The organism is Arthrobacter sp. Alg241-R88, from assembly GCF_900537115.1.
In the GTDB taxonomy this organism is placed as follows: Bacteria; Actinomycetota; Actinomycetes; order Actinomycetales; family Micrococcaceae; genus Arthrobacter.
The window spans coordinates 33080-55999 of sequence record NZ_UNRG01000007.1 but is presented as its reverse complement, the minus strand read 5'-3'; the positions used below and the strand labels follow the sequence as shown (position 1 = coordinate 55999).

Below are 22920 nucleotides of genomic sequence, written 5' to 3'. Positions count from 1 at the left end.
ACCAAGGAGCTTCCCATGGCGCAGACCGTTTTTTCTGGCCGCTATACCGCCGACCCCGGCCGGGAATCAGTCACTGTCTTCCTGATCGGCATGCGGGCAAACCGGTGGTGGAAGGCGGGGACGGTTGCGAAGGTCGCCGCCGCGATGCCGCGGATGCTCCAGCACCTGGCGGGGAACCCGTCGTCGGGAATGCTGGGCTATGAGCAGTGGTTCGGCCGGACCACCATGCTGCTCAGCTACTGGGAGAGTCCGGACCATCTGCGGAAGTTTGCCGCGGACCGAGAATCCCCCCACCTGGAACCCTGGCGCCGTTTTATGAAGGAAACTGCCGGAAGCGGAGATGTGGGCGTTTGGCATGAGACCTACCAGGTGCCTGCGGCCGGGATAGAGGCCATCTACAACGGGATGCCCCTGTTTGGGCTCGCCAAGGCCACCGCGCATATCCCTGTTGGGGCGGGGACTAATACCGCGAGGCAGCGGATGGGCAGGTCCGCCGCACAATCCGCGGCACCGGCTGCCGCACCGTCAAGCCGCGCACGGCAATCCTGACCCCCGTCAGGCAATAGCGACGCCGTCACGCAATAGCGCCGGCGGGCGCGTCCTTGAGGGTCCGGCGGAGCTGGGGGGCGGCGTCCAGCCGGTCCTGCGCCGACCGCAGGGCAAGCACCGCGGTCTCCAGCTTCTCCGGCGGCAAGGTAAATGGCACCCGGAGGTAACGTTCGAAGGCGCCGCCAACCCCAAAGCGGGGCCCGGCCGCGAGCCGGATCCCATGTTCGGGTGCGATGACCGTCAGCGCCGTGCTGATGGGCGCAGGCAGTTTGCACCAGATGGACAGGCCACCGGAGGGGTACGCCGTTTCCCACTCCGGCAGGTATCCGGCCAGCAGTTCCAGCAGGGCGGCACGGCTGTCCCGCAGGGCAGTAAGCCTGGCCGGCAGCGGCTCGTCCAGGGCCCGGACGAGATGCGCGCCGGCCAGTTGTTCCATAACAGGTCCGCCCAGGTCCAGGGAGGTCCGTGCCGCAGCGAACCGCTGGATCAGGTCCCCGGAAGCCCGGATCCAGCCGGTGCGGAGACCTGCCCAATGCGACTTGCTGAGCGAGCCGATGGTTACCACTGTTGGACTGAAGGCTGCCACCGGAGTGGTCTCGACGCCGTCGAGGTTCAGCTCCCGCAAGGTTTCGTCCACCACCAGAGTTGTTCCCGCGGCGGCCGCGGCCCTGACCAGGAGGCGGCGTTGGAGGTCGGGCATCACTTGTCCGGTTGGATTGTGGAAGTCCGGCACCACGTATGCGAGTTCGGGCCGCTGCTGCCTCAGGGCGGCCTGAAGTGCCTGCATGTCCCAGGCTGGAGTACCCCGCATGCCGTCACCGCCCCTGGCCGGGGCGCAGGAGAATGCCACCGGAGTTGCCCGGCAACCGGCGGCGCGGATGCCGTCAAGGGCGTTCGGGTAGCTGGGATGCTCCACCAGCACCCTGTCCTGCCGCCCGGCCAGGGCCCGGAGGATGATGGTCAGGGCGTGCTGCGCGCCAGACGTCACCAGGATCTGGTCCGCCGTAGTCGGTGCCCCGGCTGCCGTGTACCGGGCCGCTATTGCCTCGCGCAGGGGGAGCAGGCCGATGGCGTCATAGCCGAATCCCGGGAGCAGGGCCGGAAGTTCGGTGAGGGCTGCGGCGAACGCGCGGTGTACTACCTCTCCGCTCGCGGGAAGGGACGCGTAGGCGAGATCGATCAGCCCCTCCGGCGCGGCCAGTCCGGGTGCCGCGAGTCCCGGTGCCGCGGATCCCGGCCGTGCCGGCGCTGGACCAACAGGCATTGGGCCGGTGAGCAGCGTGCCGCCGGCCGGCGTCGTGCGTGGAATCCGGGTCCGGCTCCTGCTGCCTTGGCCGCTGGTCAGGAACCCCTGCTCCCGGAGGAGGCCGTATGCCGCCGTTACGGTGGTGCGGCTGACGCCCAGGGATTCGGACAGTGCCCGCTCGCTGGGCAGGGCGGTGTCCAGCGCCACCCGGCCGTCCAGGACCAGGAGGCGTACGACGTCGGCCAGCTCCCGGTAGGCGGGCGCCGCGCCAAGGTGCCACGTTCCGAGAAGGCGGGCAAGGGCGGCGGCGCTGAGAGGGGACATAAGGCCAGTATCCCAAACTGGCTATGGAATTCAATGCCAGTGGTCTGCGACAGTGGTTCCCATGTTGACCCGCAGACTCCTCCAGCTCTTCCTCGGCCTCGCCATGTACGGAATATCCCTCGCCCTGTTCATCCGGGCCGGACTGGGCCTGGACCCGTGGGACGTCTTTCACCAGGGCGTCGCCGGGAGGACCGGGCTCAGCATCGGCCTGGTGGTCATCATCGTGAGTTTCCTGGTTCTGCTTCTCTGGATTCCGCTGCGGCAGCGGCCGGGTTTCGGCACCTTGTGCAATGCAGTGCTGGTGGGCGTTTTCGCAGACATCGGCCTTGCCCTGATTCCGGCTTTCTCCCACTTGGGCGGGCAGGCCGCCATGCTCGCAGGGGCCGTGCTCCTGAACGGCATCGCGTCCGCCTGCTACATCGGTGCCCGGTTTGGGCCCGGCGCACGGGACGGCCTGATGACGGGGCTGGCGCGCCGCACCGGATGGTCTGTCAGGTTGTCTCGCACCCTGATTGAAGTGGTGGTCCTGGCGGTCGGCTGGCTCCTCGGCGGTTCGGTGGGAGTGGGCACCGTCGTTTACGCCCTCGCGATCGGGCCCCTGGTCCAGCTGCTGCTCCCGGTGTTTATGGTGCCGGCCGCGCTGCCGGCGGAACCTGATTTACAGGGCCGGGACGACGCCGGCTCCGTTACTCCCGAACCACTGGCCAGCAACGGCTAGTGGAACTCCCGGACGGGCTTCCCAAACAGAACTCCCGGGTCCGGGCAGGGCTCCCTGCCCGGGACCCTAAGGCCAGGACGCCGGCGCGGCATCCCTACGCCTGGAGGGGCTGGCACTTGGGGCAGAAGTAAATGTCCCGTTCTTCCTCGCCATTCAACTTTCCCAGGACGCCCCGCCGGATCGGCGTTCCACACTTTAGGCAGGGCTGGTGCTCCCTGCGGTACACCCAATAACCGGGCCGCCCGGCCATTCTCCCTACCGGCAGGCCTTTGGTGTTGAGGATGGTGACCCGGCGCCCGGGGCCGAGGTTTACTTCGAGCAGCTGCTTGGCGTCGATCATCATGGTCCGCACATCCTGGACGGCGGACACCGGGGACGCCGGATGAACGCCGGACAGGAAGCAGGCCTCACAGCGGTAGATGTTGCCGATCCCGGCGAGGTTGCGCTGGTCCAGCAGGGCGACACCGATGGGGACGTCCGGGGCGGCTCGTACCCGCCGCTCCGCTTCGTCCAGGTCCCAGTCCGGCCCCAGGAGGTCAGGGCCCAGGAACCCCACGATGGAGTCCTCATTGGCCGTGGCCACCACTTCAACGATGCCAAGGGAAAATCCGACGGCATCCGCCACCGGCGTGCGCAGCACACACCGGGCGGTGTATCCCGGCTTACGCCACCTGCCACCGGGCGGGTAGACCTGCCAAGTGCCCTCCATTTTCAGGTGTGAGTGGATGGTGAGTTTTTTGTCCTCCGGACCCACCACCCGCATGAGTAGGTGCTTGCCCCGCGGCACGACCTCCGCAACCGTCCAGCCGGCCAGGTTCAACGTGGCGAAGCGGGGCACCCGGAAGTCGGATGCAATCAGTTTCTGTCCCGCCAAAGCCTGGTGCAGCTGGTGGGCTGCCCGCCAGACCGAATCCCCCTCAGGCACGTATCCTCAGCCCCTTCGGCGTGGAGTACGCCCCGGCCGAGCTGAGCGCCGCGGCAACAGGCGTATCCAGGATTCCGTGGCCGTTCACCTTCTCCATGATCAGCTTGTCGACGGCGCCGCGGGTCACCACACTGACCAGTGCGGAGCCGGCGGCGGCGAGGATGGCGTCGTCGTCGCTGAAGGCCAGCAGCGTTTTTCCACCCCGTTCCACGTACAGGACCAGCGCCCCGTCCACCAGCACCACCAGGGCACCCGCCTTCCGCCCGGGCCGGTGCCCGGTTCCAGCGTCGTCGTGAAGGGCCGGCCAGGGGAGGGCTGCGCCGTAGGGGTTGGCGGGATCGGTGGCGGCGAGGGCGAGGGCGGCAGGCTCGGGCTTGGCGAGCTGGGTGTCTTCGGAGTACGAACGCAGCCGGTCAACGGTGGCCGGCACGGCGAACTGGGCTGCCCCCAGGTGCTCAATGAAGTAGCCGCGGCGGCATCGGCCCGCTTCCTCGAGCCGTGCCAGGACTTTGTACATCAACCCGAACCCGCCAAGGATCTGTTCTGCCATCACCGAGCCCCGGGTGACCACGCCGTAGCGGTCCAGCAGGAGCTCGGCAGTGGCCCGGGCGTGGATGGTCGGGTCCAGTTCGGGCTGCGGGAGCGCGGACCAACGGCCTGCTGCCAGGGGAGGCGTGGCCGGGCCGGCCGACGTTCCGTAGCGGCCACCGCCCATTCCTGCAGACCCCATCAGGCCGGTCCCGTGGGACCGGCCCAGCCGGCTCAGGCGCGGTGCCCGCGCCCTCGGTGCACGGGCCACCTGCCGGTGGGCAGTGTGCCCACCTGCGATCAAGGCGCGGACGGGAGCGAACGTGTCACCCGTAATGCGGCCAGCCCACGCCAGGTCCCACAACGCAGTGACAATCTCCTGGTCACTCAGAACCGAGTCCATTCCGCCGGCCACCTCAGTCAGCTGCCGGAAGAAGTAGCCGCCGCCGTTGTTTCGGAGGTGCTCCAGGAGCCGCTGCTGGGCGTCGCCGGGTTCGTAGTCGATGGCCGGGTTTAGGGTCAGCTCTGCGGAGTCGGCCAGGTGCAGGCTGATCCAGCCGTCGTTGCCGGGCAGCGCTCCGGCTCCGGACCACAGCACCTCGCCGGTGGCCATGAGTTCGTCCAGCATGGCCGGCTGGTAATTGGAGACCCGGGATGCCAGGACCAGGGGCTCCCAGGCGGAGGCCGGAACCGGAACACCGGAAAGCTGGTCGATGGCTGTGACGATGCCGTCCAGCCCGCGCAACCCCGGCTGGCCGCGGCCTGCACCGGGGGTACGGACATGTTGCCAGGCCGGCAGGAAACGGCCGTAGGCGGACGCGTCGACAGGCTCCACCTCTGCCCGCAGTGCTGCCAGCGACCGGCGGCGCAGTTTACGGAGGACCTCGGCATCACACCACTCACTGACCGTGGCGGGATGGAGTGGCTCAGCGGGTGCGGGGTTCGCTGCAGAAGGGCTTGCCTCAGCAGGCTCGGTAACAGCAGGGGTGGCAGCAGCGGCATCGGCAGCTGCCGGGTCCGCGTCAGCCGGGTGCACCTCAGGCGGGCCTGAATGGGGCCGGAACTCGCCTTCCACCACCCGCCCGTCAGCGGCGAGGCGCTTGAGGGCGGTGCTGACCACTGCCACGCCCAGGCCCAGCCGGGTTGCCGCTTCCGCCGCGGTGAAGGGACCGTGGGTGCGGGCGTAACGGGAGACGAGATCCCCCAGGGGGTCCGCCACTGGTTCAATAAACGCGAGCGGCACGCCCATGGGAAGGGGAACGCCGATGGCATCCCGGAGCCGCGCGGCGTCTTCAACGGCGGCGAAGCGTTCCACGCCGCCGATGTTGACCTTGATGGCGCGGTTGGCCCGCTGCAGGGCGAGCAGGTGGCCGGTGGCGGAATCGGTGGTGGCATGGGCCAGGTCTGCTGCAGGCGCCTGGGCCGCATGCTCGGCCGCAAGTTCGGCATCTGTTGGTTCCGCAACGGCCGCATCCGCCGCCGCAAATTCCCCGCCAGCGGGCTCGGCGGCTGCGGGCTCACCGCCTTGGAGCCTGGCGGCTGCCTCCTCTGGGGCCAGGGGACCAAGCAGGCGCAGCAGGTCCGCTACACCTTCCACTCCCCGCGCGCGCCGGTCCGGTGCCAGGCGCTGCAGTTCCCGTTCGGTGGACTCGATGACCCTGGCGTCCAGCAGTTCGCGGAGCTCCACGCGCCCCAGCAACTCGTTGAGGAGGGTGGAGTCGAGGGCCAGGGCGGCGGCACGGCGCTCCGCCAGGGGGGAGTCGCCCTCGTAAAGGAACTGGGCAACGTACCCGAACAGGAGCGACTTCGCGAACGGCGACGGCTGCGATGTGGTGGTCTCCACGATCCGAAGCTCGCGCCGTTCCACGGACGCAGCGATGTCTTTGAGCGCCGGGAGATCGTAAACGTCCTGCAGGCATTCGCGCACTGTTTCCAGGACGATGGGGAACGTGGGGTACTTCCGGGCGACGTCCAGCAACTGGGCGGACCGCTGCCGCTGCTGCCACAGCGGCTGCCGTTTGCCCGGTGTCTGCCGCGGCAGCAGCAGGGCACGGGCGGCACATTCGCGGAAGCGTGAGGCGAACAGTGCGCTGCCCCCGACTTCTGCCGTGACGATCTGTTCCAGTTCCTCGGGGTCGAACAGGAACAGTTCGGCCCCCGGCGGCTCGTCCTCCATCATCGGCACGCGCAGGACGATCCCGTCGTCGGCGGCCATGGCGGAGCCGTCCATGCCGTACCGCTGGTTGAGCCGCTGGCCCACCGCAAGCGCCCAGGGTGCATGCACCGGGATGCCGAAGGGGCTGTGGAGGATCACCCGCCAGTCGCCCAGTTCGTCATGGAACCGCTCCACCACCAGTGTGGTGTCGCTGGGCACCACCTCGGTTGCCTGCTTCTGTTCACTGAGGTACTGGATCAGGTTGTTGGCCGCGAAGGCGTCCAGGCCGCTGGCCTGGCAGCGTTCGGTGGCGGGTCCGACGTCGGACGCTGACAGTTCACGCACGAAGGCGCCAAGGGCACGGCCCAGGTCCACCGGGCGGCCGAGCGAATCGCCCTTCCAGAAGGGAAGCTTGCCGGGCTGGCCGAAGGCGGGGGAGACCAGCACGCGGTCGTGGGTGATGTCCTCGATCTTCCAGCTGGTGGCGCCGAGGGCAAAAACGTCGCCCACGCGGGATTCGTACACCATCTCCTCGTCCAGCTCGCCCACCCGCCGGCCGCCCTTGGGGGCAGGGGCGGGCTTGCCGTCCGTGGAGGGCGACGCCGATCCCTCGATTTCGGTGCCGATGATGTACACGCCGAAGAGACCGCGGTCCGGAATAGTGCCGCCGGAGGTGACGGCGAGGCGCTGGGCCCCGGGCCTGCCTTCGATGGTGCCGGCGTTGCGGTCCCAGACGATCCGGGGACGCAGTTCGGCGAATTCGTCGGAAGGGTAGCGGCCGGCCAGCAGGTCCAGGGTTGCCTCGAACGCCGACCGGGGGAGGGACGCGAAAGGTGCCGAACGGCGGACAGTGGCAAACCATTCCTCGACATCGATGCTGCCCAGTGCCGTGGCAGCCACGGTCTGCTGCGCCAGGATGTCCAGGGGATTCGCCGGGATGCTGAGGCGCTCGATCTTGCCGCCCAGCATGCGTTCCACGGTGATGGCTGTGTGCACCAGGTCTGCCCGGTGCTTGGGGAACAGGACGCCCTGGGAAACTTCGCCCACCTGGTGGCCGGCACGGCCCACCCGCTGCAGGCCGCTGGCTACCGACGGCGGTGATTCCACCTGCACCACCAGGTCCACGGCGCCCATGTCGATGCCCAGTTCCAGTGATGAGGTGGCCACAACGCACCGCAACCGGCCGGATTTGAGGTCGTCCTCGATCAGCGCCCGCTGGTCCTTGGAGACCGAGCCGTGGTGGGCGCGCGCCAGCACCGGGTCTGCCCCCGCGGAGCTTCCCGCCTGGGCCATCATGTGGGCGGGTGTGGCCGTGGAAACAGGGGCCCCGGGGGCCGTCTCGAACGCCGCTGGCCCCGCCGGCACAGGATCATCCCAGCCTCCGCCCTCCGTCAGCAGCTGCCGTTCCACGTAGATCTCGTTGAGGCGGGCCGTGAGCCGTTCGGACAAGCGGCGGGAGTTGGCGAAAACGATGGTGGACTGGTTGGCCAGCACCAGGTCAACAATCTTTTCCTCCACGTGCGGCCAGATGGAGGCCTGGGGCTGCAGCCCGGAGGCGGGACCGGAGTCGAACGCTCCGGCGGCGCCCTGGAGGTCGGACATGTCCTCCACCGGCACGGAGACGGTAAGGTCCCAGTTCTTCTTAGCGGGCGGGGCAACAATTTCCACAGGTGCTGAACCGGCCAGGAACTGTGCCACCAGTTCCCTGGGCTCCACCGTGGCGGAGAGCCCGATCCGCTGGGCCGGTTTGTTCAGCAGGGCATCCAGCCGCTCAAGTGAGACGGCGAGGTGGGCCCCGCGCTTGGTACCGGCCACGGCGTGGACCTCATCGATGATGATGGTGTCCACATCGGTCAAGGTTTCCCGGGCCCTGGAGGTGAGCATCAGGAACAGCGATTCCGGCGTGGTGATCAGGATGTCCGGCGGGTTGCTCAGCAAGGCCCGGCGGTCAGCCGTTGTGGTGTCTCCGGAACGGACGCCGACAGTGATCAGGGGTGCCGGCAGCCCCAGCCGCTTGGCGGTCTGCGTGATGCCGATGAGCGGGGAGCGGAGGTTCCGTTCCACGTCAACGCCGAGGGCTTTCAACGGCGAGATGTACAGGACCCGGGTCTTGCGTTTGGGCGCCCGGGGGCGCCTCCCTTTTGCCGGCGCCTTTGGTGCCTCCGGTGCCGGGGCCTCGGGGGCGGCTGTTGATCCTGACTCCAGCAGCCGGTCCAGCGCCCAGAGGAACGCGGCGAGGGTCTTTCCGGAACCGGTGGGAGCGACCACCAGCGCGTGCGATCCGGAGGAGATGGCCTGCCAGGCGCCGTTCTGGGCTGGCGTCGGCTCCGAGAAGGCGCCGAGGAACCAGTCGCGTGTTGGCCTGCTGAACTGGGCCATGGGTGCCTCCGCGACCGCACCCCTGCCACCGGCTGCGGGCTGTTCCTGGATCATGCCTCCATCATGCCCCAAGCCACCGACAGGCCGGCTTGCAGCTTTCCCCTGGTCCCGGCTCAAGTGGTCCCGGCTCAAGCCTTTCCTGCGCGGGGGAGATCCTTGGTGGCAGGACCCTCCAGGAGTTGTCCTTCATTGGTGAAGCGGGAGCCGTGGAGCGGGCAGTCCCAGGTCAGCTCGCTGTCGTTCCAGTGGAGGATGCCGCCCATGTGCGTGCAGACTGCCGACAGCTTGCATGTGGTGCCGTTGACGGTGGAAACGGCCACCGGTTGTGTTCCCTCGCGATAGACCTTGCCCTCGCCGTCGGCCGGGACAACAGGGGCCGGCTCGGCAGCGGGCTGTTCCTTGCCTTTCTTCAGCCCCTCGGCGGCCAACTGCCCCCAGCCCGTTGCAAGCTTGGCTGCCACTCCGGCATTGAGGGAAACGGCTGACGCCGCGGCTGCCGGCGAACTGACACGGCGGTGGATGGTATTGGCCCAGGGCACGTGGCCGCCAAGGATATCGGCGGAGATTCCCACGGCTGCGGCCACTGCGTTGGTCATGCCCCATTTGTTGTAGCCGGTGCCGAAGTAGACGTGGCCCTTGCCCCGGGGAAGCTTGCCGAAGAACGGCATGAGGTTGACGGGCATGTAGTCCTGCGCGGACCAGGTGTGGGTTACCACTGAGCCCGGGTACTGCTGCACGGCCCAGTCCACGAGGCTGCCGAGCTGGTGCTTCTCGGACCGTGCCCGGCCTACGTGGTGTCCGTGCCCGCCCACCAGGAGCAGCCGGCGGCCGTCCACTTCGTAGTCGCGCAGGGAGTGCGTTGGCTGTTCCACCGAGATGTACATGCCCGGGGGAGGAGCCTGGTCCTCCTGCAGCTGAAGCGCCGCTGCATAGGAGCGGCTCGGCTTCAGCTTGGCGAAGTAGAGCCCGCGATCAAGGACGGGAATGCCGGTGGCAAGCACTACCTCGTTCGCGGTGACCGTGCCGTGGTCCGTGTGGATGGTGGCCGGGCCGCCCCCGGTAACGTCCTGCAGCCGAACGCCGCCCACCACGGATCCACCGCGGCTGCGGATATCGGATACCAGCGTGTCCAGGACTTCCACGGGGTTAATTTGGGCCTGGTTTGCCAGCCGCACTGCTCCGTGGACGGGAAACGGCAGCCCGGGGTCGCGCACGTATTCCATGTCCAGACCGGCGGTGGTACCGGCACTGACCTCTTCCCGCAGCTTTTCCGTGCCCTGCGCTGAAGCCGCGTACGTGTAGGCGTCACGGGTCTGGAACGGTACCTTGTGCTCTTCCATATACCGCAGGAGCCAGGCCTGGCCTTCGAGGTTGCCGTCCACGTAGGCCTGGACCTGTTTCCGGGAGTACTGGCGGGCCAGTTGAGCCAGGAATGTTCCCTGCAGCAGCGTCACCTTGGCGGTGGTGTTCCCGGTGGTCACAGCACCTGGGTACCGTGCCTCGAGCACCAGGACGGTTTGCCCCGAGCGGGCCAGCAGGAGTGCGGTCACCAGGCCGGTGAGTCCGGCGCCGGCTACCACGGTGTCGTAGCTGCTTCCAGGCTCGAAAGGATCAGAGGTGAAGGTCTCCGCGCGGTCCAACCAAATCGACGTCATCCCAGTTCAGCCTGCCTTTTGGTCCTGGCCCTGACGGGCCGTTTGTGATGTGTCTGTTATAGATCCTGATCTATCCGTGGCGTATTTGCTAAGTATACTTATGATGTCGGTGTTTAAGTCTATGGTTCAGGCACAACCCGGCAGCCATGATGTGAACGTTAACGACAACAGCAGGAGTGATCATGACAAGCATGAGTTCCGACGGTCGCACCGCAGGCCGTACAAACATCCAAAAAGCAACCCTTGCCGTGGGCGCAGTGTTCCTCCTGGTGGGCGTCCTGGGCTTCATCCCGGGCATCACCTCGAACTACGAGACCATGGGCTTTGCAGGGCATCAATCCGAGGCCCTGCTCCTGGGCATCTTCCAGGTGTCAATTCTGCACAACATCGTCCACCTGCTGTTTGGGGCTGCCGGCATCGCCATGGCCCGCAGCGCTGCACAGTCGAGGAATTACCTGCTCGTCGGTGGCGCCATCTACCTGGTCCTCTGGCTTTATGGCCTGTTGATCGGGCTGGAGTCGCCGGCCAACTTCGTCCCGGTCAACACTGCGGACAACTGGCTGCACTTTGTCCTCGGTGTCGGCATGATCGGCCTGGGCGTCGCCCTTTCCCGTGGCACCGCCCGCGCCGGACGTCCCACCACCGCACACTAGGTGCATCGACAGAGACATCAACAACGCCCCACGGGCGGAACCAACTGCAGGCGGGCCGGGCATGTTGCCGGACCGCCTGCAGTTTTCTGTAGCCACGACGCAGGTTCCTCACCGCGGAAACAGACCCCGGAAGGGATGGGGACCGCGCGTGGAATCGGCTAAGCGGGCTGGAACGCCCCAATGGTCAGCAGCGTAATTTCCGCGTTGCTGCAGGCCTTGGTGGGCTGCGGCAGGAACAGGGATGCTGTGTCCTCCGGCGGGTAGATCCGGTAGCCGGCAGCATCCACCATGGCGCAGTCCGGGTAGTTCCCCGCCTGCGTATAGCGCAGCACTGCCGAGCCTGTCTGGCCGGGGGCCAGCAGGATATCGGTTGGGGCCGCGGCTTCATCACGGGTAGCCGGGGCACCGATGGGGGCGCCGGCAGCATCGGCAGCCAGGGAAACGCCGGCAAAACCCCGGAGGACACAGGTTTCCGGGCCTGTGTTGGTGAGGTTGAGCTTCATAAAGACGCTGCCTGCTGCTCCGCCGCCTGACGCATCAGTGGCGGCGGAGAGGCCGGCCGCCTTGCAAAGGGCCGGCGCCCCGGGCGTAGCCGGAGCCGGAGCAGTTGCGGTCGGCGTTTCCGACGGCGTTTCAGACGCCGCCGGCGCTGCAGACGTTGCGTCGGGGCTGGCAGAGCTGCTGCCCGGTTCCGTCGTCGCCTGCGCTTGGGGCCCGCTGGGGCCGCACCCGCTGAGCATCAGTGCCGCCGCCGCGGCCGCCGTCGTTATGGCCAACCCATGTGAAATTCGCTGAGACCTCATGGCACCACCTTTGCGGCACTGTTTGGCCGCGTCAATGATGCCACGAGGCCATGGGGCATTTTGATGCCCGGATCGTGATGATCCGGGCACCAAAGCCCTTCCTACCTGGCTGGCGCCTCCGCCGGGGTGTTCCGGCGCGCACCGCTGCGCAGGAACGCCGCGCCGCCGAGCACCAGGCCCGCGACCCCCGCTGCGAGTCCGGCCCAGCTGCGGGCGTCAGCTCCGCTGTCCGTCACCGACGCCTGCTCAGTGGACGCGGATGCCGTGCTGTGGGATGCCGTGGCAGCGGCTTCGCCATGTCCATCGGTGCCCGCAGCTTCGGTGACCGTAACCGACGGCGCAGGTGCCTCCAGGGAGTGCGGGTCCTGGCCGTCCTTGGCAATCTCCGACCAGTCCGTCTGCCCCGTCTCACAGGTCTGGAGGGTGGGGAAATACAGCGTGGCGCCGGCCGTGTCAGGGAGTTTTACCGAAAGTACCAATGCGTCGCGCAGCTCATGGGGCAGTGGACTTTTGGCGGTATAGACAATGCGGCTGGTCCGCTTGGTGATGGAGGTGCCGTCGGCGAATTTCTTCGGCTCGGCGAGCTGCTCCGTCACCTTCTCCACGGTCCAGTTGGGGTTGACCGTGGGCTGGGCATCGTTCAGTTCCTGTGGCAGCGTGATGGCCACCTTGGTGGTGCCCGACGTGTCGCAGCCGTGCGGGATGCCGAAGGTAAGCAGGGCGTAGGAGCCGGCGGCGGTTTTGTCCGGCGTGACGCCGACGTGGGCCGAGGCTCCGCCCGCCGCGGTGAGCAGCAGGGCTGCCGCGCCTCCGGCGGCAGCGGCAGTTTGCAGGGTACGGCGAAGAGCTGAGGGTTTCATGGTGTGCCTTTCTGGCGCACACCCGGAGTCGGTGGAACCGGGCGCGCAAAAAGTATCGGTGCCGCCGCCGGCAGAGGGGCGGCGGTTCTAGCGGGAGGGCACGACGGCGGAAGGCGGGCCGCGGCGGCTGTCCTGCCTGAGGTTCCGCCAGGGACGCAGCGGGGCGGCAGCGGTGGGAAAGGCAGCCAAAGGTGGCGGGACGGCGTCGGACGCCACCGCGTGGGGGAGTGCTGAAAGCGGCCTGAGCCAGGCAGCCAATGCCCAGAGGGCCGTCTCGCCCTTGGCGAGCAGAACCGCGCAGCCCAGCGTCGCCAGGGCGTGCGCGGCCAGCATCAGGGGCCCCGACGCAGCTTCGGTACCAGCGAGGTGGGCGGCTGGAGTGACGATGTCGGTGACGGGAAGGTGGCCGGCATGAGGGGCGGCGGCCCCTGTTGGCGCCGGGCCCGCCGCGACAGGGGCGGAAGCCGTAAACACGCCGTGCAGGGCCAGTTGCCCTCCAGCCAGCAGGGCGGCCATGGCCGGAAATCCCAGCTGGAGGCGGGTGGCGGCGGTACTGGCGAGGCCAGTCAGGGCCAGGACTGCCAGCAGGATGACAGGGGCAGGAAGCCCGCCCCCGCCGGCCAGGTGGGCGCCAGCGGCGAGCGTCAGGATGACCGTGGCCACCGCCGACGAGCGGAGGAGGTGGAAGGGAATGCGGGTACCGTGCGTTCGCACTGCTCTCCCTTCCCACTGACGGAACCATGCACCGCTGAGGGCGGAGCCGGCTTGATGCTAAACGATCAGATTCTAGCGGTGATCCGTCACTGACCCCGAGCCGGAAGGGGGCCGGGCCGGCGTTGCCGGAACCGTCAGCGACCCGCGGCGACAGTCAGCGGGTACCGGCCAGGAGTTCGGCGAGGACCTCCGCCGCGGTGTCGTGTTTGAGCAGGGGCGCCGACTGTCCGGCCCACAGGGACATCAGGTTTGTGTTTCCCTTGGCCGCAGCCTGCGGCCGGAACCGGCCGGTGAGCCAGTTCTGGACGGGGAACGGGGCAACAGAGCCTGCTTCTTCAAGCTCGGCGATGATGCGGTTGGGGATGCCGCGCGCCAGCCGGCCGCTCAGGGTGCGGGTCAGTACTGTGCGGGCTCCGGCGGCGCTTTTCAGTAGCTCGCGGTAGGCGGGCACGGCGGCCGACTCGCGGGTGGCTAGGAACGCGGTTCCCACCTGCACGGCCTCGGCGCCCAGAGCCATTGCCGCCGCGAAGCCGCGGCGGTCGGCGATTCCGCCGGCCGCGATCACCGGGATGGATACGGCGTCAGCCACCTGCGGGACCAGGGCGAACGTGCCCACCAGGGATTCCTCCGCGGGCTTCAGGAAGGACACCCGGTGGCCGCCCGATTCCATGCCGCTGGCCACCACGGCGTCAACGCCGCCAGCCTCCAGCGCCAGAGCCTCCGCGACGGTGGTGGCGGTGCCAAGGACCTTGATGCCGCGGCGGTGCGCCTCCTCCACCACATCCGGAGCGGGCACGCCGAACACAAAACTGACGACGGCGGGACCCGCCTCCAGCGTGGCCTCCACCTGCTCGCCGTAGTCCGGCATGTACCGCGCCGGCATGTCCGGAAGGGGAATGCCCAGTTCCTCGAAATAGGGCTTCAGGGTGGCCGCGTAGCGGTCGAATTCCTCCTGCGGAACAGCCGCGGTCTCGGAGCCGTTGGGCACCCACAGGTTAAGGGCAAAGGGCTTCGCTGTGGCCGCGCGAAGTTCGGCTGCCGTCTTTCGGATGGCACCGCCGTCGTACCCGTACAGGCCGTAGGAACCCAGCCCGCCGCCGTCGCTCACTGCAGCGGTGAGCGGCACGGAGGAGACGCCGCCGAACGGGCCAAGGACCACGGGGACCTCAATCCCGAGAAGCGCGGTGACCCTGTTGGTGGAGGCGGAAGGGGACGGTGCGGCGGTCATGGCAGGCTCCCGATGGTTGTTTGGCTCGGCTCGACCCCAGTCTTACAGCCCGCCGTGCTTCGCCCAAGTCAGTCAGTTTCCGGTCCGCTGCAGAAGTGGCAGTCGTCCGGGCAACTCTCCGTCATGACTCGGCGGCCAGCAGGTCGTAGCCGTCGGAGATGTGGAAGAGCCGTCGCCCGCCGACAGTCGTCGTGACCCAGACCACGTCTCCGTCCGCCGTCCGGTCATCCACCAGCCCGGCGTACACCTGGCGGCCGTTCCTGCTGAGCTGCACCGGTTCGCCCACCTGGACTTCTTCCCAGCGGGCCGGGCCCTTGACGCGGTTCACCATCGAAGTCACGCTTCTTTCTGACTTGAGCTCGTTGATTGAGTGGACCGGCGGTTTGCTGCCGGTCCACTCATCAAACCGCTCACCTGCCGCACACCTCAATGGAGGAGTGGCCACGCCGATGGATGGGTCTTTGTGCAGCCCACCAAAGCGTCCATAAGAGCGGCTGTGAGGTGTACCGGCCGCTCGGGGCGGGACTAGACTGCAGGCGTAGATGTCGGCGACCTTGAGGAGTACTTATGGAATACACCCGAAGCCAGCAAGAGAAGGCACTTCCCGCCGGTGAACTTGGACGCAGCCACATCGGCCAGACCATCAGCTTCCAGCCGAACGAGTTCACCGTTGTGTTCGGAAAAATCGCTGGAATTGCCCGGACCGAGGCGATGGTTTACCTGTCCTTGGAAGGCGTGGGCAACGGCACGCATCTGAAGGATGAATACGACCTGCCGCTCACGCATGAGGTCTACCTGCCGGTGGATGTCCTCACCAACGCCGAATCCACCATCAAGGATCTGTTCGGTAAGGTCCAGGAGAACCTGCGCGGAACGGGCCACAAGGGCGAGGACCACACGGACCGGCTCTAGCGGAACGAACGAAAGGAAAGCCCCAGCGGCAGGCGCCGCTGGGGCTTTCCTGTCCGTGCCTATGATGAGCCAATGGAAAGTGAGCAGCGCGGGCATTCAGCGGAGGCCGTGGACCATCGGGCCCTCGCCGTAGCGCTGCTGGATATCTCTGCAGATGTGCGCCGGAAGTCGCACGAGGATACCGGCGTCCGTCCGCTGCCGAATGGAGCGGTGGACATCCTGCGTGTGGTCGAGGGCAGCCCGGGAATCACGGTGGCGGAGGTGGCTGCGAGGCTCGGCCGGCAGTTCAGCAACGTCAGCGTCCAACTGCGCGAGCTGGTGGCCGCCAACCTGGTCACCCGGTTGAGGGACCCCAGCGACAAGCGCTACGTCACCCTGCATCCCACCGAGGAATCGCAGCGGATCAGGGCAATTCTTGAAAACTCCTGGGCCGGGGTCCTGGCTGCCTCGGCGTCGAAACTGCTCCCCGGCGAGCAGCAGCAGCTGGCGGCCAGCCTCCCCGCACTGCAGCGGCTGGCAGGTTTCCTGGCAGAGAAGGAGTGACGGAAATCTCGCGAATCATGTTGGGGGCAATAGTTATACTTTTATAAGTATTACTACGAACGAAACGGAATCAAGCATGGCTACGCAACTGGCAACCGCCCCTCCGGATCTGGCCAGGTCCACCGCCCCATGGGGAGCCTTGATCTTCCTGGCCCTGGCCCAGCTCATGGTGGTGCTCGATGGCACCATCGTTAACCTCGCGCTGCCCCAGTTGCAGCGCGAGATGGGCATCAGCGATTCCACCCGCGCCTGGGTGGTCACGGCCTACGCGCTCGCGCTTGGCGCCTTCCTGCTGCTGGGCGGGCGCATCGCCGACTTCTGGGGCCGGAAGCGCACCTTCATGGTTGCCGCTGCAGGGTTCGCCGTGGCATCACTCCTGGGCGGGATCGCGCAGGAAGCCTGGGAGCTGATTGGAGCCCGGGCTCTCCAAGGACTGTTCGCTGCCCTGCTCGCCCCCGCAGCCCTTGCCCTCCTGACGGTGGCCTTTCCCGGCGGCAAGGATCGTGGAACGGCCTTTGCCATCTTCGGTTCCATCAGTGGCGTGGGTGCCGCTATCGGCGTGCTTTTGGGCGGCTACCTCACCGATTACGTCTCCTGGCGCTGGTGCTTCTTCGTCAACATCCCGATTGCGGCCATCGCGCTGGCCGGTGTTTGGGCCAAGGTCCAGGAAAGCAAAGCCGGAGGATCCACTAAGTACGACTGGCCCGGCGTCGTCCTGGCAGCACTTGGCCTGGGTTCCCTCGTGTACGGCTTCACCAATGCTGAGCACGGCTGGGGAACTCCGGAGGCATGGGGTTTTATTGCGGCCGGCGCAGCCCTGCTAGTGCTGTTTGTCCTGGTTGAAAAGAAGGCAAAGCACCCACTGCTGCCGCTGCGGGTGGCCACTGAGCGCAACCGGGCAGCGGCTTTCCTGGCGTCCTTCCTTTCAGGCGCGGTGCTGATCGGCGGCATCCTCTTCATCAACTTCTACCTCCAGATTGTCCTGGGGTTTGCACCCTTCCTGGCCGGCGTAGCCTCGCTGCCCATGACGGTGGTCCTCATGGTGACGGCGGGTATCGCCGCAAAGAACCTGCCCCGGCTGGGTGCCAGGGTTCCCACTGCCCTTGGGCCGGTCCTGATTGCCGCTGCCATGCTGTGGCTCACTCAGGTTTCCGCCGACGGGACTTACCTGGTCAATATGCTCCCCGCCCTGCTGCTGCTCGGCGCAGGCCTTGGCCTGGTGTTTGTCCCGATGCAGAACCTCGCCCTCTTTGGCGTGGACAAGGATGATTCCGGCGTTGCGAGCGCCTTGGTGAACGCCTCCCAGCAGGTGGGCGGCTCGCTGGGCATAGCACTCTTCACCACCCTCGCGGCCTCTGCCACGGTGGCGGCCGGGGGAACGGGGCCCGCTGCACTCTCGGCGGGCTACTCCCTGGTCTTCCTTTGGGCCGCAGGCGTTGCCATCCTCATCGTCCCAGTCGCCCTGCTCCTGATCGACATTAACCGCAAGACCTTCAGCGGTGCGGCGTCGGACACTCCGGCGGTGCACCTCTAGGACTGGCAACCGCTGGCCACTGCAGCCCAACCAGGTAGCGCTAAGTGTCGTTTTGAACCCCCAAAACGACACTTAGCGCGACTCAGTTGGGTGGTTTCCTCGTGAGGATGGGGCGGTGACTGACCCCAAGACGCCTGATGCGGCCGCATCCCCGGACCCGGCGAAAAAGCACACAAGGAACCTTGACACGACGGCGAAGCCGAACGATTGACGTATCGCCAAGATCCAAGGCAAGTCGGGGTTCCAGGGGACGTTCAACGACAACGCGTTCTGCGATTCCTTCGATACCCGGCTCTAGCAGCCCCAACCCAACCGCAGCGGACGACGGTGGCGACTCCCGCCGTCGTCCGCTGCTATGTCAGGACGCTGCCCCGCCAGTGCCGCCTGGCCTGAATTTCTGAGCGCGGGCTCAGTACGCCTTCACACGCTGTTCGACGACGAGGTGGACCAGGGCAAAGACACCGTCATCGTCGATGGCGGCAAGGGCGGCATCCAATGCGGCCGGAACGTCCCGGTCGTCGGTCACAGTAATCCCAAAACCCCCGAATGCCCTGGCCATCATGCCGAAGTCGGGGTTCTTCAGCTGGGTTCCGGAAACCCGTTCCGGGTAGTGCCGTTCCTGGTGGGTTCGGATGGTGCCGTACTCCTGGTTGTCCATCACGATGACCAGGGGCGTGGCGCCGTACTGGGCGGCGGTGGCCAGTTCCTGGCCGTTCATCAGGAACTCCCCATCCCCGGCTATGGTGACCACGCGGCGCGACGGTTCTGCCAGCGATGCTGCAATCGCGGAGGGTACGGAGTAACCCATCGAGCCGTTGCGGGCGCTGATCATGGAGGCGTAGCGGCGGGTGGGGAAGTAGCGGTGCGCCCAGTTGGTATGTTCACCGGCCCCGAAAGTCACCATGGCATCCTCGGGCAGCCTCGGCACGAGGTTGGCCATCAAGGTATCCATCCTGGCCTTGCCTGCCGACGGCGCCGCAGGGGGCAGCGCGGCAAACTGCTCCTGCTCACCCCGCATACGCTCCGTCCACGCCTTCCACTCTTCCTTCACCGGCAGGTCGATACCGGCAAGGTCACGCACAAAGGCTTCGGGCTTGGCCAGAATCTGCCGGGAAACAGGGCCGGAGCGGCCGCGAAGCGAGGGGTCAACAGTGACCAGGAAGTTCATCTTTTTCCAGTCCTGCCGGCAGACGAACCCGTCCGTAATCACGTCCCCGGGCACCGTCCCCACAAATACCAGCAGGTCAGTCTCCTCAAACAGGTCATACGTGGGGCGGGGGCGGCCGTAGCCGATCGGACCCACGTAGGACGGCGAGTCGAAGGACACCGTTCCCTGCGTCCGCCACTCTGCTGCTGCCGGAATGTGGTGCCGTTCCAGCCATTCGGTCAGGTGGTCCGCCGAGGCCTGGGTCCAGTCGTTGCCGCCGGTGACGAAGAGCGGCTTGCTGGACCGTGCCAGCGCATCCTGGAGGGCTGCGGCGTCCGTGCTGCTCATGCCTCCGGCCGCCACGGGAATCGCGGGGTGCAATGCCGGGTCGATCTGCTGCCGGATGATGTCCTCCGGCAGGCCCACCACCACCGGGCCCGGCCGTCCGCTCATTGCCGCGAACATCGCCTCGGCCACAATCTCGGACGCACGCTCGGGATGGTCCAGGACCATTACCCGCTTGGCGCCGGTGTCGAACCAGGCCTTGATATCGAACTCCTGGAAGGCTTCGCGGTCCCGGTGCGCGAACGGGATCAGGCCAACGAAAAGCAGCATGGGAGTGGAGTCCTGCCAGGCGGTGTGCAGTCCCACATGCGCGTTGGCCGCGCCGGGGCCACGGGTCACCATCGCGACGCCGGGCCGCTGGTGCATCTTCCCGTCGGCCTCAGCCATGTAGGCGGCGCCGCCTTCGTGCCGGCACACGATCGTTTCGACGTCCGAGTGGTGCAGTCCGTCGAGCACGTCGAGGAAGCTTTCACCCGGAACCACGAAAGTGCGTTCCACGCCGTGGGCCACCAGAGAATCAACGATCACGTGTCCGGCAGATTTTAGGGCTGTGCTTTTTCTTGTGCTGGGCGCATCCGCATGGCCGGTCCGGGAAGGGTCTTCACGGGCAATGACGACGGCGGCGGGCTGGGTGGGGGATGCGATTGCGTAGGTTTCCGGTGTCATGGGCTTTCTTTGGCTGCTCGGATGTGGCTGTTCGGATGTGGCTGGTTTTCGATGGCGGAAGGTGTGGTTTACCTGAAGGTCTCCGCTGGCGGGTTGGCGACCACCGGGGAGAGGCCGGTGAAGCCTTCGCGGGTTTCGGCGATGTCGCGGATGCGTTTGCGGCAGGTGTACCAGCCGAAGACCATCAGGACGGAGGCGATGGCGGTGACGAGCATGGTCAGGGGGGATTCGATGAAGACCATGATCAGGACCCCGGCGAGGAAGAGGATGGAGAGGTAGCCGGTGTAGGGGGCGCCGATCATGCGGAAGGAGGGGCGTTTGAGCCAGCCTTTGTTGGCCCAGCGGTGGAGTTGGATCTGGCACAGGACGATGGTGGCCCAGGTCATGATGATGCCGACGGAGGCGACGTTGAGGACGATTTCGAAGGCGTCGGCSGGGACGAGGTAGTTCAGCGGGACGCCCAGGAGGGAGACGCCGGCGGTGATSGCGATGCCGCCGTAGGGGACGCCGGCTTTGTTCATGCGGGAGGCGAATTTSGGGGCGGAGCCGTTGACGGACATGGAGCGCAGGATCCGGCCGGTGGAGTAGAGCCCGGCGTTGAGGGAGGACAGGGCGGCGGTGAGGACGACGAGGTTCATGATGACGTCCACGCCCTGGATGCCGATGGAGCCGAAGAAGGTGACGAAGGGGCTGACGCCTTTTTCGTAGGAGGTGTAGGGCAGCAGCAGGGCCAGGAGGATCACGGAGCCGACGTAGAACACCGCGATGCGGAAGACCACGGAGTTGATGGCTTTGGGCATGATTTTTTCGGGGTTTTCGGTTTCGCCGGCGGCGGTGCCGACGAGTTCGATGGAGGCGTAGGCGAACAGGACGCCCTGCATGAGGATGATCATGGGCAGCAGGCCGTTGGGGAAGATCCCGCCGTTATCGGAGATGAGGCTGAAGCCGACCTGTTGGCCGTCCACGGGGGTGCCGAAGATGACGAAGTAGGTGCCCACGATGAGGAACACGACCAGGGCTGCGACCTTGATCAGGGCGAACCAGAATTCCATTTCGCCAAAGACCTTGACSGAGACCAGGTTCAGGGCCAGGACGACGACGAGGGCGATCAGGGCCCAGGCCCATTGCGGRACGGCSGCCATCCAGGGGATGTAGTTGCCGAAGAAGTTCATGTACAGGGCCGCGGCGGTGATGTCCACGATGGTGGTGGTGGCCCAGTTGATCCAGTAGAACCAGCCGGAGACGAACGCTGCTTTTTCGCCGAAGAATTCCCGGGCGTAGGARACGAAGGAGCCCGAGGAGGGGCGGTGGAGGACGAGTTCGCCCAGGGCGCGCAGGATCAGGAAYGCGAAGAACCCGCACACGGCGTASGCGATGACCAGGGACGGGCCCGCGGCGTTGAGCCGGCCGCCGGCGCCCAGGAACAGGCCGGTACCGATCGCACCGCCGATCGCGATCATCTGGATCTGCCTCGGTTTGAGGTTCTTGTGGTAGCCCTTGTCCTCGGCATGCAACGCCGACTCAGAAGCATGCGCCTGCGGCGGCACTGTGTGGTCTGTGATGGGGGAATTTGTCATGGGGATGTCCTTTAAGATGCCGATTGGTTCGGGGCAGAAACCGGTTTGCTGAGGTTGGCGAGGCGTTCGGGGCTGAGGAGTTCCTGCAGTTGGGTGCTGGTGAGGAGTCCGTGTTCGAGGACGAGCTCGGCCACGCCCTTCCCTGTGGCGAGTGCTTCCTGCGCGATGGCGGTTGCGGTGGCGTAGCCCAGGTGGGGATTCAGGGCTGTGACCAGGCCGATGGACTGTTCCACGGTAAGGCGGAGGTGTTCGGTATTGGCAGTGATGCCCCGGATGCAGCGGGCCGTGAGGGTGCGGCACGCGGCTTCCAGGTGGGAGATGCTCTTGTGGAGGCTGTGGACGATGACGGGTTCGAAGGCGTTGAGCTGGAGCTGCCCGGCTTCGGCGGCCATGGTGATGGTGACGTCGTTGCCGATCACTTCGTAGGCAACCTGGGAGACCACTTCCGGGATCACCGGGTTGATCTTGCCGGGCATGATGGAGGAACCGGACTGCACGGCCGGCAGGTTGATCTCGCCGAAACCGGCGCGCGGGCCGGAGGAGAGCAGGCGGAGGTCGTTGCAGATCTTGGAGAGCTTCACGGCTACGCGCTTCAGCACCCCCGAGAGGTGGACGAAGGCGCCCACGTCCTGGGTTGCTTCGATGAGGTCCGGGGCGGTGACCAGCGGGAGGCCGGTGATGTCCGCGAGGTGCCGGCAGGCTGCCTCGGCATAGCCCAGGGGTGCGTTCAGGCCCGTGCCGATAGCTGTCGCGCCGAGGTTGATTTCGTGGATCAGGAGGTCGGCTTCGGCAAGACGGAGCCGGTCCTCGCCGATGGTGATGGCGTAGGTGCCGAATTCCTGGCCCAAGGTCATGGGCACGGCGTCCTGCAGCTGGGTGCGGCCCATTTTGACCACCGTGCGGAACTCCAGGGCCTTTGACGCGCAGGCTTCCTCGAGTTCGGCCAAGGCGTCCAGCAGTTCCCGGGCGGCAAAGATGGTGCCCAGTTTTACTGCCGTGGGGTAGACGTCATTTGTGGACTGGGACAGGTTGACGTGGTCGTTGGGGTGCAGGCGGGCGTAGTCGCCCTTGGGGTGGCCCAGGATCTCCAGGGCACGGTTGGCGATGACCTCGTTGGCGTTCATGTTCGACGACGTTCCGGCGCCGCCCTGGATGACGTCCACCACGAACTGGTCGGCAAGCCGTCCGTCCAGGACGTCCTGGCACGCCCGCTCGATGGCGTCGGAGCGTTCGGCGTCCAGCAGCCCAAGCTCGCGGTTGGTGCGGGCGGCTGCGAGCTTTACTGCTGCCAGGCCCCGGACCAGGTGCATGTTGGATGACAGCTTCTGGCCGGTAATGGGGAAGTTCTCCACCGCCCGGAGGGTGTGTACGCCCCAGTAGGCATCGGCGGGGACGTCGCGGTCTCCGAGCAGGTCGTGTTCCGACCGGACGGGCGCGGCGGTGTTGATCGTTGTCATGG

Annotated in this window: 18 protein-coding genes; 6 read left to right on the top strand and 12 right to left on the bottom strand. The window is 66.9% G+C overall.

The genetic code is table 11. The annotated features are described in order from the left end of the window. The first annotated feature begins 15 nt into the window (after nucleotides 1-15). On the top strand, nucleotides 16-549 hold the full coding sequence (locus tag G6R19_RS15240) for a DUF4188 domain-containing protein (RefSeq protein WP_163166457.1): 534 nt from the start codon (nucleotides 16-18) through the stop codon (nucleotides 547-549). A 25-nt stretch (nucleotides 550-574) separates the two neighbouring features. Here G6R19_RS15240 and G6R19_RS15235 read toward each other — a convergent pair whose 3' ends face one another. Then, nucleotides 575-2119 carry a PLP-dependent aminotransferase family protein gene (locus tag G6R19_RS15235; protein ID WP_163166455.1) on the bottom strand — a complete coding sequence of 515 codons (1545 nt, stop codon included), beginning with the start codon at nucleotides 2117-2119 and terminating at the stop codon, nucleotides 575-577. A gap of 61 nt (nucleotides 2120-2180) precedes the next feature. Here G6R19_RS15235 and G6R19_RS15230 point away from each other — a divergent pair, with 61 nt between their 5' ends. After that, entirely contained in the window at nucleotides 2181-2837 is a 657-nt protein-coding gene (locus G6R19_RS15230; protein WP_163166453.1) for a hypothetical protein, read from the top strand. Between the two features lie 94 nt (nucleotides 2838-2931). Here the strand turns inward: G6R19_RS15230 and G6R19_RS15225 are convergent, their stop codons facing one another. From G6R19_RS15225 to G6R19_RS15215, 3 genes are all read right to left on the bottom strand, one after another. After that, on the bottom strand, nucleotides 2932-3762 hold the full coding sequence (locus G6R19_RS15225) for an Fpg/Nei family DNA glycosylase (protein ID WP_163166451.1): 831 nt from the start codon (nucleotides 3760-3762) through the stop codon (nucleotides 2932-2934). Beyond that, nucleotides 3755-8878: a DEAD/DEAH box helicase gene (locus G6R19_RS15220; protein WP_163166449.1), complete on the bottom strand. Its 5124-nt coding sequence runs from the start codon at nucleotides 8876-8878 to the stop codon at nucleotides 3755-3757. The genes G6R19_RS15225 and G6R19_RS15220 overlap by 8 nt, the downstream gene beginning before the upstream one ends. Before the next feature lie 74 nt (nucleotides 8879-8952). Further along, entirely contained in the window at nucleotides 8953-10479 is a 1527-nt protein-coding gene (locus G6R19_RS15215) for an FAD-dependent oxidoreductase (protein WP_163166447.1), read from the bottom strand. Nucleotides 10480-10670: 191 nt separating this feature from the next. On the opposite strand from G6R19_RS15215, the gene G6R19_RS15210 reads away from it, so the two are divergent. Then, nucleotides 10671-11132, top strand: a complete 462-nt coding sequence (locus tag G6R19_RS15210; RefSeq protein WP_163166629.1) for a DUF4383 domain-containing protein — start codon at nucleotides 10671-10673, stop codon at nucleotides 11130-11132. Nucleotides 11133-11290: 158 nt separating this feature from the next. Here the strand turns inward: G6R19_RS15210 and G6R19_RS15205 are convergent, their stop codons facing one another. From G6R19_RS15205 to G6R19_RS15185, 5 genes are all read right to left on the bottom strand, one after another. After that, the gene (locus G6R19_RS15205) at nucleotides 11291-11935 is read right to left on the bottom strand and encodes a DUF4232 domain-containing protein (RefSeq protein ID WP_163166445.1); all 645 of its coding nucleotides are present in this window, start codon (nucleotides 11933-11935) and stop codon (nucleotides 11291-11293) included. 101 nt (nucleotides 11936-12036) lie between these two features. Then, the gene (locus tag G6R19_RS15200; protein ID WP_163166443.1) at nucleotides 12037-12795 is read right to left on the bottom strand and encodes a YcnI family protein; all 759 of its coding nucleotides are present in this window, start codon (nucleotides 12793-12795) and stop codon (nucleotides 12037-12039) included. Between the two features lie 87 nt (nucleotides 12796-12882). Continuing rightward, nucleotides 12883-13509 (bottom strand): hypothetical protein, encoded by a 627-nt coding sequence (locus tag G6R19_RS15195; RefSeq protein ID WP_163166441.1) that lies wholly within the window; start codon nucleotides 13507-13509, stop codon nucleotides 12883-12885. 154 nt (nucleotides 13510-13663) lie between these two features. Beyond that, the gene (locus tag G6R19_RS15190) at nucleotides 13664-14737 is read right to left on the bottom strand and encodes a nitronate monooxygenase (protein WP_163166439.1); all 1074 of its coding nucleotides are present in this window, start codon (nucleotides 14735-14737) and stop codon (nucleotides 13664-13666) included. A gap of 121 nt (nucleotides 14738-14858) precedes the next feature. Further along, a complete protein-coding gene (locus G6R19_RS15185) occupies nucleotides 14859-15068 on the bottom strand; it encodes a hypothetical protein (RefSeq protein WP_163166627.1) in 210 nt (69 codons plus the stop codon). Between the two features lie 236 nt (nucleotides 15069-15304). Here G6R19_RS15185 and G6R19_RS15180 point away from each other — a divergent pair, with 236 nt between their 5' ends. From G6R19_RS15180 to G6R19_RS15170, 3 genes are all read left to right on the top strand, one after another. Then, nucleotides 15305-15649: a hypothetical protein gene (locus tag G6R19_RS15180; RefSeq protein ID WP_163166438.1), complete on the top strand. Its 345-nt coding sequence runs from the start codon at nucleotides 15305-15307 to the stop codon at nucleotides 15647-15649. A 72-nt stretch (nucleotides 15650-15721) separates the two neighbouring features. Beyond that, nucleotides 15722-16192 (top strand): MarR family winged helix-turn-helix transcriptional regulator, encoded by a 471-nt coding sequence (locus G6R19_RS15175; RefSeq protein WP_163166435.1) that lies wholly within the window; start codon nucleotides 15722-15724, stop codon nucleotides 16190-16192. A 76-nt stretch (nucleotides 16193-16268) separates the two neighbouring features. Then, entirely contained in the window at nucleotides 16269-17726 is a 1458-nt protein-coding gene (locus G6R19_RS15170; RefSeq protein WP_163166433.1) for an MFS transporter, read from the top strand. A gap of 409 nt (nucleotides 17727-18135) precedes the next feature. On the opposite strand, the gene G6R19_RS15165 is transcribed toward G6R19_RS15170, so the two are convergent. The 3 genes from G6R19_RS15165 to G6R19_RS15155 all read right to left on the bottom strand — a co-directional run bounded on the left by G6R19_RS15165 (nucleotide 18136) and on the right by G6R19_RS15155 (nucleotide 22918). Next, complete coding sequence (locus G6R19_RS15165; RefSeq protein WP_163166431.1) at nucleotides 18136-19884, bottom strand: thiamine pyrophosphate-dependent enzyme; 1749 nt, start codon at nucleotides 19882-19884, stop codon at nucleotides 18136-18138. A gap of 68 nt (nucleotides 19885-19952) precedes the next feature. After that, nucleotides 19953-21461: an amino acid permease gene (locus tag G6R19_RS15160; RefSeq protein WP_163166429.1), complete on the bottom strand. Its 1509-nt coding sequence runs from the start codon at nucleotides 21459-21461 to the stop codon at nucleotides 19953-19955. Nucleotides 21462-21472: 11 nt separating this feature from the next. Beyond that, nucleotides 21473-22918 carry an aspartate ammonia-lyase gene (locus tag G6R19_RS15155; RefSeq protein WP_163166427.1) on the bottom strand — a complete coding sequence of 482 codons (1446 nt, stop codon included), beginning with the start codon at nucleotides 22916-22918 and terminating at the stop codon, nucleotides 21473-21475. Nucleotides 22919-22920: the final 2 nt, after the last annotated feature.